The sequence below is a fragment of the Hassallia byssoidea VB512170 genome (assembly GCF_000817785.2).
GTDB lineage: Bacteria > Cyanobacteriota > Cyanobacteriia > Cyanobacteriales > Nostocaceae > Hassallia > Hassallia carrinoi.
Window position 1 is genome coordinate 1 of record NZ_JTCM02000149.1, and the last position, 13,280, is coordinate 13,280.

19 protein-coding genes are annotated in these 13,280 nt (G+C 43.4%); 8 read left to right on the forward strand and 11 right to left on the reverse strand.

The features are described 5' to 3' along the window. Window positions 1-2,506, forward strand: a 2,506-nt coding sequence (locus PI95_RS32205) for a primase-like DNA-binding domain-containing protein (RefSeq protein WP_201280696.1), incomplete at its 5' end; no start/stop codon positions are given. Between the two features lie 697 nt (window positions 2,507-3,203). Here the strand turns inward: PI95_RS32205 and PI95_RS32210 are convergent. Then, a complete protein-coding gene (locus PI95_RS32210) occupies window positions 3,204-3,587 on the reverse strand; it encodes a ribbon-helix-helix protein, CopG family (RefSeq protein ID WP_039754305.1) in 384 nt (127 codons plus the stop codon). Between the two features lie 42 nt (window positions 3,588-3,629). Further along, window positions 3,630-4,163 carry a tyrosine-type recombinase/integrase gene (locus PI95_RS32215; RefSeq protein WP_039754303.1) on the reverse strand — a complete coding sequence of 178 codons (534 nt, stop codon included), beginning with the start codon at window positions 4,161-4,163 and terminating at the stop codon, window positions 3,630-3,632. A 272-nt stretch (window positions 4,164-4,435) separates the two neighbouring features. Between PI95_RS32215 and PI95_RS32220 the strand changes: the two genes are divergently transcribed. The 3 genes from PI95_RS32220 to PI95_RS32230 all read left to right on the forward strand — a co-directional run bounded on the left by PI95_RS32220 (window position 4,436) and on the right by PI95_RS32230 (window position 5,263). Beyond that, entirely contained in the window at window positions 4,436-4,717 is a 282-nt protein-coding gene (locus PI95_RS32220) for a hypothetical protein (RefSeq protein WP_163519388.1), read from the forward strand. A gap of 74 nt (window positions 4,718-4,791) precedes the next feature. After that, the gene (locus PI95_RS32225) at window positions 4,792-5,079 is read left to right on the forward strand and encodes a hypothetical protein (protein ID WP_039754301.1); all 288 of its coding nucleotides are present in this window, start codon (window positions 4,792-4,794) and stop codon (window positions 5,077-5,079) included. Then, the gene (locus PI95_RS32230; RefSeq protein WP_039754300.1) at window positions 5,072-5,263 is read left to right on the forward strand and encodes a hypothetical protein; all 192 of its coding nucleotides are present in this window, start codon (window positions 5,072-5,074) and stop codon (window positions 5,261-5,263) included. Before PI95_RS32225 ends, PI95_RS32230 begins: the two co-directional genes overlap by 8 nt. Window positions 5,264-5,305: 42 nt before the next feature. Here PI95_RS32230 and PI95_RS32235 read toward each other — a convergent pair whose 3' ends face one another. The 9 genes from PI95_RS32235 to PI95_RS32275 all read right to left on the reverse strand — a co-directional run bounded on the left by PI95_RS32235 (window position 5,306) and on the right by PI95_RS32275 (window position 11,227). Continuing rightward, on the reverse strand, window positions 5,306-5,914 hold the full coding sequence (locus tag PI95_RS32235) for a tyrosine-type recombinase/integrase (protein ID WP_052325874.1): 609 nt from the start codon (window positions 5,912-5,914) through the stop codon (window positions 5,306-5,308). A gap of 102 nt (window positions 5,915-6,016) precedes the next feature. Continuing rightward, a complete protein-coding gene (locus PI95_RS32240; protein WP_039754298.1) occupies window positions 6,017-6,508 on the reverse strand; it encodes a hypothetical protein in 492 nt (163 codons plus the stop codon). Between the two features lie 128 nt (window positions 6,509-6,636). Continuing rightward, window positions 6,637-7,959 carry a hypothetical protein gene (locus PI95_RS35415; protein ID WP_201280697.1) on the reverse strand — a complete coding sequence of 441 codons (1,323 nt, stop codon included), beginning with the start codon at window positions 7,957-7,959 and terminating at the stop codon, window positions 6,637-6,639. Between the two features lie 37 nt (window positions 7,960-7,996). Next, entirely contained in the window at window positions 7,997-8,167 is a 171-nt protein-coding gene (locus tag PI95_RS32250; RefSeq protein ID WP_163519389.1) for a hypothetical protein, read from the reverse strand. An 81-nt stretch (window positions 8,168-8,248) separates the two neighbouring features. Continuing rightward, the gene (locus PI95_RS32255) at window positions 8,249-8,815 is read right to left on the reverse strand and encodes a hypothetical protein (protein WP_039754296.1); all 567 of its coding nucleotides are present in this window, start codon (window positions 8,813-8,815) and stop codon (window positions 8,249-8,251) included. A gap of 198 nt (window positions 8,816-9,013) precedes the next feature. Beyond that, window positions 9,014-9,310 (reverse strand): hypothetical protein, encoded by a 297-nt coding sequence (locus PI95_RS32260; protein ID WP_039754294.1) that lies wholly within the window; start codon window positions 9,308-9,310, stop codon window positions 9,014-9,016. 427 nt (window positions 9,311-9,737) lie between these two features. Then, window positions 9,738-9,953, reverse strand: coding sequence for a hypothetical protein (locus tag PI95_RS32265; protein WP_039754291.1), 216 nt, complete (start codon window positions 9,951-9,953; stop codon window positions 9,738-9,740). Between the two features lie 31 nt (window positions 9,954-9,984). Beyond that, window positions 9,985-10,200: a hypothetical protein gene (locus PI95_RS32270; protein ID WP_039754290.1), complete on the reverse strand. Its 216-nt coding sequence runs from the start codon at window positions 10,198-10,200 to the stop codon at window positions 9,985-9,987. After that, complete coding sequence (locus tag PI95_RS32275) at window positions 10,193-11,227, reverse strand: ParM/StbA family protein (RefSeq protein WP_039754289.1); 1,035 nt, start codon at window positions 11,225-11,227, stop codon at window positions 10,193-10,195. The genes PI95_RS32270 and PI95_RS32275 overlap by 8 nt, the downstream gene beginning before the upstream one ends. A gap of 273 nt (window positions 11,228-11,500) precedes the next feature. On the opposite strand from PI95_RS32275, the gene PI95_RS32280 reads away from it, so the two are divergent. From PI95_RS32280 to PI95_RS32295, 4 genes are all read left to right on the forward strand, one after another. Continuing rightward, on the forward strand, window positions 11,501-11,665 hold the full coding sequence (locus PI95_RS32280) for a ribbon-helix-helix domain-containing protein (RefSeq protein WP_163519390.1): 165 nt from the start codon (window positions 11,501-11,503) through the stop codon (window positions 11,663-11,665). Beyond that, window positions 11,662-11,952, forward strand: a complete 291-nt coding sequence (locus tag PI95_RS32285; protein WP_052325873.1) for a hypothetical protein — start codon at window positions 11,662-11,664, stop codon at window positions 11,950-11,952. Before PI95_RS32280 ends, PI95_RS32285 begins: the two co-directional genes overlap by 4 nt. A gap of 15 nt (window positions 11,953-11,967) precedes the next feature. Next, window positions 11,968-12,261: a hypothetical protein gene (locus tag PI95_RS32290; protein WP_039754287.1), complete on the forward strand. Its 294-nt coding sequence runs from the start codon at window positions 11,968-11,970 to the stop codon at window positions 12,259-12,261. 407 nt (window positions 12,262-12,668) lie between these two features. Beyond that, window positions 12,669-12,911, forward strand: coding sequence for a hypothetical protein (locus PI95_RS32295; protein ID WP_039754286.1), 243 nt, complete (start codon window positions 12,669-12,671; stop codon window positions 12,909-12,911). The last annotated feature ends 369 nt before the right edge of the window (window positions 12,912-13,280 follow it).

The following is a 13,280-nucleotide window of genomic DNA, read 5'->3' on the forward strand; positions in this document are numbered from 1 at the left end:
TGAAGTTTTCTTTTGGAAAGAAATATGCGAAAGGCTGGGAATAAATAGAGAAGATTTCCATTCTGGTAATGGCGGCAATGGAGGAAATGGGGGAAATAGAGGAAACGGGGATGATGGGAATGGTGAGGATGATATTAATTCGGATGGGCATCCTGAAGAACTATATCGAGAAATCTGTGAGAAATTAAATTTAAATTTCGATAATTGCGTCACGAATCAAGCTTTTGACGGTTGGTTTTATCGACAGCAGTTTGGAGGTGATGAAGGCAACTGGTGGGTTAGTGATTCGTCTTTTTATCGCTGGGATGAAAAGATAAATATTTGGCAGCACCAGCCGGACAACCGCATTTTAGCTTTTATAGCGAAAGCTAGTGAAAAAAGCTACAAATTAAGTTATTCCAAGATGCTTGACTGGTATGCAAAAAGACCTTACGAATGTAATAGCCACAAAGAATCGGCATTTAAATATGCTCGCAGCCGCTTGGAACGGGAGGAATCATCCGTTGCAAATAACCACCTTTTAGCATTTAGAAATTGCGTGGTAGATATGCGTACCGGGGAGACGATGCCACACAATAAAGCTTACTACCTCCAGAATATTATCCCCTACGACTACGAGCCAGATAAAAGCTGTCCAGAAGTTTTTTTACAATTTATCACTCAAGCTTTTGGTGCAGATATGGTAAATGTTATTCGGGCATTTACCAGTATGTTTCTAGATCCTACCGCCCCTTATGGTAGATTTCCACATTTAATTGGGCAAAGTGGCGGCGGAAAAGGGACATTAGGAAGATTCTGGAGCCTATTATTCGGCGAATCAGGATCTGGAAATGCCAGCTACTTCTCAGATATTTCTACCCCTGAAGGTCGCCATCAGTACTTAACAGGCAAGCGAATATTTGGCTTTCCCGATATGGGTGGCTATGCCGAAGGTGTACGGGCTTTTTACGAGCTGGTGGACAATGGTCCCCTGAACGGTAGGGCATTGTTTAACCCAGTGGCGTACCCAAAGCAGTGGAATATTCGATTTTGGTTGGCATCAGTAAATCATCTGCAAATAGAAAATGCAGGAGATGGTTGGGCACGACGCGCTTATCCAATCCCGGTTTTGAACAGAAATGTACAACCAGATCCAAATTTGGGGCTAAAACTAGAAGCTGTAAAAGCGGATGTTATTAGTTGGGCTTTGGCAATGCCGCGAGAGGAGCGAGATCAGATATTGACATCGCGCCCATCAGTTGACCGTGCAATTAATTCGGCGATGGATGCCTCTCTGTACGGTGACTCCACAAAATCATTCGTGGACTTATGCTTGCGACCTTCATCCGATGCTGGCTATGTAGATAATCACCAGCTACATACTTGGTATGTTGCGTACTGTAAGGAACATGGGTACACCCCACTGGGGATGAGTAAGTTTGCCAGCCACCTTAAAACAATCGTGCCACTAAATTTTGTGGATAGGCATTGGGGGCAACAGCGGGACGGAGTGCGTTCTCGCGTACAAGCACATTGGGAATATCTAGCCCCCTTGACAGGAGCCTTTACCAAAATTGGGGGTGACGAGCAACACAACAACAGCCAAAACTCACCACCTTCAAATCCGATTTGGGTTTGCATAAAAGCTAATTGCCATGAAGGTGGTTTAGAGCAATTTACCGATTTCTGGAACCCTCCAGAACCACCAAAAACGCCAGAACCCAGTCAGGGTAAGGGTGTCCAAGATGTCCAGGGTGAAAAACCAGCCCAAAACGAGCCTGGACACCCTGAAACCCAGTCACAGCAAGGGTGTCCAAGTTGTCCAAGTGTCCCCCCCCAAAGTTTTTGTACAAATCAAAAACAAGATTCAAAAAAAGAAATTTTTGAAAAAGAAATAACTTACTATACCCCCCAAGTAGGTGGGGACAAAATGGACACCTTGGACACCCGCTCTGGGACTGGGTTTCGGGGTGTCCAGGTTCAGAATGACTCCCTAAAAGAGGGTGGACAGGGTGGACACCCAGACAGTGTAAGCGTTCCAGCGATTTCGCCCCCTAATTCCCCCTTACCCGAAGATTTTCAGGAAGTGGTAATCCCTGAAACTGAAGTGAAAAACTTAATGGCGCTTATCCTCGATTGCAAAATTTGGGCAGAGTTTGCGGAACTGCCGGAAATGAATCAGGAAAAAATAATAGCCGTCATCGAAAAAGCATCCCAGCGGCACATTAAGTATTTATCTCGCCTGCTGAGTACTCACTTGCTGGAAACCAATAACTTCAATGATTTAACTTGGCTTCCTGAAAAATTAATTGCGCCGACTCTACCCAAAATTGTTTTTACAGTCACTCGTAAAAATTTGGGCAGTCAAGAAATTGAAAAAATTCATGGATGCCGAATGATAGGCATAAAAAGTGAGAATCAAAAATTCTGGACTTTCTCAGCACTAGGTATTCCTATGATGGCGATTCACGGTGACGATGATTTTACAGCCGAATCGTTAATCAGCGACTCTCTTGCCTGGGGATAAAATTCCCATCGGCGGGAAATAATTTAAATTTTTAGGTGCGGTTAATAATGCAGTAAGCACTTGCAATTTTTCCCGCAAGCGGGAAATAGTTGGATCTCGCCCTAGTTGATTTACGCTCGTATTGGAGATTTATTGGAAGATTTTGAGATTTATTGAAAGACTGAAAAAGTTAGAGCCAAATTTTCGGCTATTTTTGGCTCATAAACTTCTAAACCGATTGATAAAGCTTATCTTCCGGGGCGTGGATCTACATGGCTCGTATCGGGTGAATAATACCATTTCTCCCTAGAGGAATTTTCGCCAACATAGCATTTCGGCTCCTCTCCACCTGGTTTTACGTAAGCCGACCTCTTCCCACAAGGACTATTATCTCTGGCACGGTCGTAGGGGCATGAACAACCCTGTCCTTTGTATGGCTCACGAATCCTCGTTGGTTCAGTAACACGTTCAGAGGTATCAGCAAACGCACTCTTTTGTAAAAAAGTTTGCAATGAAAGTCCCAGCGCTAACCCGGTAATTATGGTTGCACCCGTTCTAATAGCTGTATTCATTTTTATCGAAGCATAATTTTTCTCCACTCATAGATATATCGGAAATTACCTAAGCTTGGATATACCTTAGTTTGAAGTTGCTTTTAAATTTTGATAAACTTTCAGTAATTTCCGTAGCCGAACACGCTTGTACACAAATGTACACATCAACCCACAGGGCGATAATTTTCACCGTCCCATCGCCACGCCCACCCATCTGGATCTTGCTCGCGGCTCCAATCAATTAAATCATCGCGGTGATTATATATGCTTTGGTAGCTAACACCGAGCCTAGATGCCAATTTCTTCGCGCTCAGTGATACGTTCGATTGCGACTGTTCCTCTAGTACCGCTATTCGTTCCTCCAACATCTGTAAACGCTTGTCTACAAATGTGTCTACAGTCGTTCGGGGTTGAAGTGTTATGCCAGCACTTTCAGCCAGAATTGCTAGCACGTAGTCAGTGCGGCTGCATTCAAGTTCTTCTGCTTTGGCATCTAATATTTCTAAAAGTTCATCAGGGACTCTAACAGATAATGGTGTTGTAGGCATTTTTATACACTGTAAACTCATGAGTACATCTAGTATAGCTAGCTACAATAGTTCTCCTGCCGCATCAACTTCTTCGCGGTCAATATCCAAATAAAAAATTAAATTGGCGATACTGGTATGTCCAGATCGCTTTTGCAGTGTTGGCAGCGGCACACCCGCCTTATACATTTTTGTTAACCCGCTTCTTCGGAACGAGTGAGAGCTGACACCTTTGAGTCCTATATAATCGCACGCTTTGCGTAATGCCAAATCTGCTGATTGCCTGGTACGATACCCTTCTTTTCTCCCAGGAAATAAATAGCCCGTTTTGGGTAAGCCGCACTCAATTATTAATTCCGCTAATTTTACGGATATTTTCACTTCCCTGGTTTTTTTGGTCTTCGTTGTGCTAGCCCGGAAGATAATTCGCTCACCCACAATATCTCCCCTGGTGAGCTGCAATGCCTCACTTATACGGCATGATGTATAGTAGCAAATGCCGAATAAAAGTTTATCAGATCGTGAAAAAACGCTCATCAATTCTTCGAGTTGTTCGTCGGTCAGCACTGATGCCTGTCCGTTGCGGCGAATTTTCATATATTACAGGTGTTGCTCTTTTAACATTTTAGCAAGTACTAAACCCCCTGTTTACACCGCCTACAGCCGTATACATTACTCCATTAAGTTTTGCTTATCAATTAGCTACAATTCCTTATACGACACAATCAGGCTTTGAGCCGTTTTTATAACAAGAGCTTATATAACGAAGCCACGTATACGCCTAGTAACAAGTGCAGACAGTTTTCGCTTCTGCCAAGTGATTATCTCCGTCCACACGAGTAGACATGTATACAGAAATCAGGTAAAGTGTGTTTACAGAGTATACAACGGTCTACAACATGGCAGGGCAAGTTATCTCGTTTCGCTTCGGCGATCAGGAATTAGAAGCTTTAAAGACTATCCAACAGCCGGGGGAGAGCCTCAGCCAAGCTGCACAGCGATCGCTTAAAGAATCTTTGGGTTTGGCTACACCCCCTGCCACAACAACTATGTCTACATTGTCCACAGAAGTAGACAAGCGTATTGCCGAACAGCTAGTACCGATCCAACAGAAGCTAGTCGAACTGGAAGCAGCCTTGGGAAAGTCCTGAGCCTGGGTGTAAACAAACCCGTAGACAAAGTAGACACACCCAGGCAACAAGAGAACTTGCAGCTTATAGAGCAGATGCGGAGTGAGAACGAAGCGCTTAAACAACAGATCCAGGGACTACAGCAGGAACTGGGCAATGCCTTAACATCTAAGCCACCAGATTGTCAAGCAATGCGCGATCGCGCATTAAAATCTTTGACGACAGGACGGGGGAAAATTGCTACTACTTCTCCACAGTACAAAACTGCGATGAAAGTACTAGATAAATTTATCGCCCAGCTAGGTGAAGAAAAATCTACCCCCTCACAAAATTGGGAATCAAAAGCTCAAACATTTTTAGAGGAGGCGAACTGGCATGAGTAGTCACCGAATTAAAATGCGACTATCGGGTACAAAAGAAGATTTAGAAAAATGGTTGTGGTTTGTCGGGAAGATGGATCAGAAGGGATTGGTTGAGATTATTAACCGAAGTGAAGCTTACCCCAATAGGGGTGAATCAAAAGAGTCTCGTGTATATTTAGAAATTAATTTAAATATTGAAGACTAAAAATAAATAATCCCCCTGACAATTGTTTGGGGGATTTTTAATTTATTTATCTTGTGACCAATTCCAATTAAACTTTGAAAAAGCATTGGGAGTAACGGGCAAATAACCGATAGTGTTTGTCACGTTTACGTGGCCCAACCAGGCTTGAATATCTTGTATGGGCACTCCTTGGGCTAAAAGAAAGCCGGCACAACTCGACCGCATCATGTGCGAATGTATTTTTACTTCTAGCCCCGCTTCTCGTGCGATCCGAGTAAACATTTTTTGCATTCCACTAATACTTAAATGCCCCCCGCGCTCGGCTGGAAAGACATAATCGCTGCCGGGATAAATATTTCTCAAAGTAATTAAAGCTTGTACTTCGTCCTCTTGCAGTGGATGGTCGCCGCCTATACTTTTTTTCAAGCGACTCACTTTCATTGTTTTGGACTTCAGGTCAACCGCATTCCACTTCAGGCTAGCGGCTTCAGTAGCCCTCAACCCATGCCTGAACATCATTAATAATAGAGAGCGATCGCGCTCACTAAATCTTCCTCTCGATCCAGCAGCTTCGAGCAACGCGAGGATTTCATCAGCCGATAAATGCTCTCTATCGCGGTAGTATATACTGGCTTGGCGCTTTTTGAGATTTGCTTGATTTTCAGTTGGCATAGTTTAAAAGAAAAAGAACTGTCCTATTTTTGCAAAAATAGGACAGTTCTATTTTGGCTAACTTTATTTAGTTTGTAAATACTCGTCCGAATGGATTCAATATTATCTATCCTCGTAATTGCGGAAGAATTTATCAAAGGCACGAGCGGCATTACAAACTTGGCTATTATTTACGCCCAATGCATTTGGCTTGCAAAGTGCTGGACTAAAAAAAACTATTAGTGCGACCGCAGCCCCACCAAGCATTGTTAAACTAAACCCAACTCTAATAATATCCCCAACTTCTGATAGCACTGGGATGGAATAAAGATAGTCGTGCCTGATTGAATGTGGTGGAATATTTTCTATCACCACCAGGGCGTTGAGTGCCTCCTCTGCACTTTCCCCCGACGCGACCTTTTTAATTACCAGCGCCCTCAATAACTTAATTTGTTCAGGTTTAGTTAGTACGCTTAGATCATCAACTTCGGCATCTCCCAAGTATGCCCGTTTTATGGTGACTACTTTTTCTATCTCAAATAATTCCGCCAAGCGCTGGTCGATGATTTGTTGGTCGCCTACTGCGGTGAGGTAGCGTTTGATGGTTTTAAGCATTTGTGTGTTTTCCTAACATTAATTAGCTTGTGTGCTTGTGTGGGCTGTGTGGCTGTGTGCTTGTGTGTGTGGCTTGTGTGCCTCTGTGTGCGGTACTTTCTGGCTTCACACAACCACACACACAGCCGCTAGATGACTACGAAGAGGTTGTCTTTATCGTGAATCACATCTCCATATTTGCTGTACTTGGCATTAATAAAACTTGCTTTATCAAGGCTTACAAGAACACCGACTATGATGTGCAAGCCTCTAAGTTGATTTGCATCATCTAGGTTTTGGCTGCCATAAGTCTCTTTGATAAAATCGCGAACCGCGTTGCAGTTTGATGGCAGCCTTTTTACTGGAATTTCACCCTTGCCTTTGCAAGAGATATAAACTTTATCGGCTAACTTAGTCCAGGTTGTACCGCGTTCTATATCTTCCGGCTCAGAAACTTCTTGATTCAAAGGCGCTTGTTCTTGCTCACTGGTGGAATTCTCTTCAACAACTTCAGTCTCGTGATTACCATAATTACTAAACTTAGTAATTTTGGTTTTTAGCTCTGGCAACTGAACATTTAACCACTCGTTAGAGGAGTCTAACTTTAGACGAGCTTTTCCTGTAGATTGAGGCTTCAAAGTTTCTTTATTGACTTCTGCCAAGCATTCAACCTGGAGCATCTTTGAGACTAGATTACCCAGCCCTTTTATGCCGAATAAGCAAGATTGAGTATTATTGTGGCTTACGATAGTAAGGGGCATTAACTGCTTTCTTGATTTGGTTAAACCCAGCTTTCCGAACGTCTCTAACAATTCCTCATTCTTGATGAAGGATGAATAAGTGGTAGCTTCTTCTATCAAATACGCGATCGCTTTACCCTCTGCGAATAAGTTAGATGCCCACTGGTCTTCGCTCATTGAAGAACTTCTAAATTGAATTAAACGACTTTCAAGTTCCGTCAGATAAGATTCAATTTGAGATTTAATATCTTGCCAGTCGTGATAACTTTCAACTCCTTGCCACTCAAAAGGGTTACTGTCAGGGTCTAGCACAATCACTTTGTATCCAGCTTCAAGTTTGAGCTTAATGGAGTAACGAGCTAACCAAGATTTACCTCCACCCTGGTTGCCCCAAATTAAAGCTGTTTGCATAATTAAATTGTCAGTCCAGTCTATGTTATTAGGTAGCGCCTTCGCGAGATTGTTCAGAGAGATACTTTGATTGTTTGGAGCCTGTTCGGGTAGCTCTGGGAGGAGTGGAATGGTACTTTTAGTATTAGGCGATAACAACGTCTGATTGATATTTACAGTTGCATTGTCAGCTTTTTCACCTGTCGATTCTTTCTTCTGCGTCGATAAATAACCGCTGAAGAGCGTTAATAACGCGGTTATAATTGCGCCTGTACCATCATCTTTTGGAGGCGGGGTTTTAGGCTGTTGGGTAGTAAGCAAGAGGGTAATTAGAAGTTCCATAAAAGATAAATCAATGCCCCAATTAAGGGGCGTAGGCTTACTTGATTTGTGAGGCGGTAGGTTCATCAAGGGATGCTTTGAGAAGGCAGAAGCTTGAACCTCCTATCACTGCGATCGCCAAAACAAAGGTTAAATTCAACGCAGTGAGACTAATAACATCCTTTGCCCAATCCGGCAAGCTATTTAGCGTTTTGGTGAATTTGCCCACAAGCAATACCCCCAAATCAAAGCACAAAGTAATCCGCCACCGAAAATTACAACAATTGTGAGTAAATCCATAGCTATCTCCTTAAATTGATGTGCTATTGTTTCTTGGGGCTACCGCACCACTACCTGATGAATCGCTATTGGATGCCATTAACTCATTCACCATCGCCAGATGTAGTGCAACTTCACCTGAAATCATGATCAGTACCGAGAGGAAACGGGCGAACTCGTTATCGCCGGTGCCAAGCATTGTTACCGTACCTTGTAAATTAATTTGACAAACTTTGAAGAACCCAAAGCCAAGTGCTGCCAATCCTGCGTACATCACTATTTTGTATACACGAGCAGCTTCTGGTGAAAGTGAACCCAGTATCTGTCTAGGAGCGCTCATCATCTTGGCGAAAAAAGCAGGTTGGAACAGCATTGAGATGATTGTGAGTTGATACAAACTGATAAAGGCTGCCCCAAGTATTCCAACAACTGTGTTAGCTGAAAGCTTGAATAAGTAGAAGTTGACGTAGGTATTAGACTTAACAAGACTTGCCAAATAAAGATGCGTCATGTATGCATCAAAGCCTGTTAGCCCCCATGCGATCCACTTTCCAATCTGAGCGCGTTGTTTAAATGTTTCGTTATGTACTACAGCCATTATTTGACCTCTATTTTTGTTGAAAAGTTAATGTCCTGTGTCCTGAAAATTAATTCAGCAGTTATGCTTTTGGGCATTTCCGAACCGACGCAAAACCCCAAAAATGCCAGCCCTATCAGGCTCAAAAAGGTTCCGAATAGAGCGCGATTATCGTCTACCACGGGTTTAAAGGGGCAGGCGTACCCACCCCGGCAAGGTTTATCGGTTGTATCTGTGATATTTAATCTGATGAATCAAAGCTTCTGCCAATGCTACTTGTTCGTAAAACGACAACTCATCAAACCTCTCAGTTGCTGACGTAAGGTCGCTTACCTCGTGTGGGTTATAATCCTCTGTCGTATCTGCGGTCATCATGCCCGTTACAGAAGATAGCAGCCAGAGTCTTTCTGAATTGTTCAGCACCTCAAAAGTGCTACCCCATGCCTGCTGCATGTCATCTAGCAGGCTACCGTCTCCCGGCATTGTTCCGGTAAAATATCCAATTGGCTTCGACATTTTGATATCCTTGTATGGTTGTGTATTTACATTTGCGGCGTAGATGCATCCTGTGGGTACCGGTCGCCTGCCTGATAAACTAGCGACCGCATCCCCTAAACCTTTAGATCAAGTCGAATCTCTATTCCCTCGTAACGGTTGCAACTTACTTCAAGGTCGAGAAATAGTCCACCAAGTATCAGCCCCGTAGAGAGGCAAGCCAGGTGCAACGCCAAGACTTTATTTGGTTTCAGAGTTCATCTAGTTGTTTTTGCATCCCGACAACCTCTTTAAGATCATGTGAGTCAAATCAATCAGCCGTGGAGCTTGGAGAGTTTCCCCGCGCACCGTGGCGTAGTAGTAGCCAAGTTCGTGTTTGGTGATTCCGATGTCAATGCCTGCGAATATGGCGTTGGCGGCAGGCAAGTTAACTGCTGGGTATCCCATGTTAGGATTCCTCCAAAACATCCAATGCATCCGACACAGCCGATATTCCATCAACCAAAGTAAAGTCAGCGCCTCTGCGACCTTCACCACACAAATATGCGAAGGTGTTCGGATATTTGGCGCGAAAATCTTCTAATTGAGTCGCGATCGCATCTAGGTCAATCAATGCTTCCGCTCCCTCTGCATTGTCCGCTTCTAAGGCTGTGTTCAAATCCATGATTTTCTCCTGTTGTCGTAAATTACGATGACTACGCAACGAATAAATCGTCATAATCTGTCAAGCTTTCAGTCTTTGTGATTGCCTTCGTAGTGGATGCAGGCTCTTGTTTTTGGTCTTTGAAATACTTTCGCAATATCCAAGCTACAGCAGAACCTAAATCGTCAGTTAATAACAGGCTTGCTGCCTCAGCTTTGATGTGTGGAATTAATTCTTTGGGAACGCTTATCCTGTTGCTTTCAGCCATTATTCTTCTCCTGTTTCTGTACTAAAGTTGCCAGCTTTAAAAGTCCCTGAACGTTTGCGAGTTGGGAATTTTGGATAGTTGCAATTCCCTGGCGAGATGCGATCGCACTAACGCTGGGCAAGTTTGCACCACCACCGATCAGGTAAGTTGCATCCAAGTCATCAGCACGAGCTTGTAAGTGTTTGAAGGCTTTGACCAAGCAAGACTTAAGCCAGGGTTTTAATTCGGCGGCGTACACCTCATCAAACTGCCAGCCAGTAGTTCCGTAATGAAATTGATTGTAAATACCTTCTCGGATCAAGTGGATAGATGCTGGCTTATTTAACTTGCGGCGTGTCTCAATGTTGTTGGCGATGTTGCTACACAGGTGGTAGACACCGACAGGCTCAACAATTCGAGAGTTTTGGAGTAATTTATTACCCTCAAAAATGCTCGTGATTGTAGTTCCATGCCCCAGGTCAATCAAAGCCACCTTGCGTTGTCCGGGAACACGATTTACGATCAGTGCGCCTATCCCCTCTTCAGTTACTTGAACCGTCAGCGTCACACCGCAAGAAGTGCCATTAAGTTTTACTATGTGGTTTCCTTGCAGTGCTTTCTTCAAATCGGTGGCGAATGCCTGAGAGTCATGTAGGCTTGCCACAACTGTCAGATGATAGTTGCTTTGCTTTGGCATGAGTGCGATCGCGCCCAGAAGCATCTGCAATCCGTAAGTCACTTTATTTTTAAAATCATCCACAATCCGCTGATAATTCAACGGGTGATAAATTTCAGCAGTCTCACCAATCAGCCAGCGCGTGCCTATCAAGTCAAGGCGATCGCCTGAGACATATTCAATTACTGAACCGGTGCCAAGTGCCTCATAGTTGGCTCCGTCATGGTCATCAATTTGATAAAAGTAAGACGGTATCAGAATTTCACCGTCTGTCGAGTGCAGCTTTGCATAGCCATTTCCGCAATCCCATCCGCAGGGTATTGCGTCATGACTCGCAGTGGCACTAATAGCAGTGCTTGCCAGATAAGTCATTTAAGACCATCCTTATTTAATGTCAATCAAATCGTAATTAATGGCGCTTAGGCTTTTACAGGTTTAACTTTCAGCGTTTAGCGGTTCCTGTTCTCAGCAATAGCTGGGGCTGTTATCCACTGGTTGCTTTGGTTCCGTTCATCAGGCTTGCCCTTTGCTGCCATGCAAGTTAATATAACTGAAGGTGCTAGCACCTGTCAACACTTGCTGAAATATTGAGTGATGAAATGGCAGGAGCTTAAGATGGTTAAATAGTATGACTAATTGCTATAAATGCCATCTAAAAACCCGCAAGTGTCGATACGGCTGACTCCTGAAGAGTACGAATATCTTCAGGAGGTGGCTGAACGAAACTTTGTAACTTTGCCTCAGTTTGTCAAAATATTGGTTAAAAAAGCGATCGCAGAAGATAAACAAAATAATAAAAAGGTATCATGACCGACCAACCCCAGGACACATCAACTCGGCTAGACCGCATCGAAGCGATTCTGTTAGAGAACGCAAACCAGCAGCGTGCCAACACCCAGGCGATCGCACAACTTACAGAACGTCTCGACCAACTAACAGAACGAGTTGATCAAGGTTTTGAACGAATGCAGCAGGAGCTAGAAAGTAATATTTCTGACTTAGTTGGGATAATTGGTGACGGCATAGAAGGCGTTGAAGATATGCTTCGACGTGCTTTGCGGCAAGGTGGTAATGGCAATACCCCACCCAGTAATTGAATCAGGAGTGTCAACATGATCCAAGGCAAGCTAGAAATCACTATTAAAATCAGCGAGTTGCCCAACGCCACCGCAGTCGAAAATGGTTGGCAACGCTTTGATATTGATTGCGATGGGCGAATTATCAACATCACCGTCAAACCCAAAGTCTGGAAAAAACTCACCGACGCGCAAGCCAACTTTCCGGAATGGGTGGGCGCGATCGCAGGCAAGATGGGTGAGGCAACTGAAAATGGATTTGTGTTGCTGGAGCCAAATATTCAGGTTTTTGAGAAAAAGCCAAAAGCAGATAAAGTTGCTGCAACTTAAATAGTGGATTTTTCCCGCTTGCGGGAAAATTTTAAGGTTGCTCACGTCGGCGGTGGGCTGGCTTAACATTGAGAATCTTATCGGCAAATCGCAACTGAAACAATTCTTAATTTAAAATATTGCAGGTCATGTCTCTAGCCATTAGTCTTAAAATCATAAAGCCTAATCATTTATTTAAATACTCTACGTAAAACCTGGAGGTCAATTATAGAGCATATCTGGAGTTTTGAAGTAATAAATTAATGGGTAGAAGCTTAATTTAATGATGGCAGGTGTTTGTCTAGTCAAACAGTTAACTAATCTGGTATTCACTTATTCACAAAATTGCAATAAGGCTGATTTATTCCTGGACAGAAAATCTATTTTGAATTAACATCAATGATCAGGTAATGATAGGAACAAGGACTATGGAAACCAAGCTAAAAAACAAAGCACCCGACAAACCTTCTAAACCTATTAGAAAGCTGCGGATGCATTGGGGTGAAGCGAAAATCCAGTTCTGTTCTTTAATTACGCCCTACGGCTACGAGCTTATTCGAGAAAAAGCTACCAAGCTTCAAATCTCGAAAAGCGATTTGGTTGAATATCTTGTACGCCGTCTGGATTCACCAGAGGTGGAAGAATATATCGCCAACCAGATAAAGTCGTAAACTCTCTTCAAATAGATGGCTACAATATTCCAGCCCGTGGCACATCTTGGAGAGATTAAATAGGGGGACGACAATCCAAATAATTCTTTAGAGTGGCTACAAGATTCCAGCCCGTGGCACTTTGGAGAAATTATTAAGGATTGTTGGAGGATTTTCCTTTTTTGTTGTCGTCCTGTTTTTTATTCTAGATTACCCCACGACAAAATACAAATAGTAATCCGGTACTAGTTTAAAAAACCAGGACAGCCAAAATCCCCCTCCACAAACAATTAGGAGGATTTTCGCATGTCTGCTGTTAGCACTTCCACAAAATCAACAACTCAAACCCTCAACAGCCCAAAACCAACATTTGACTACCAAGCTTTTCTG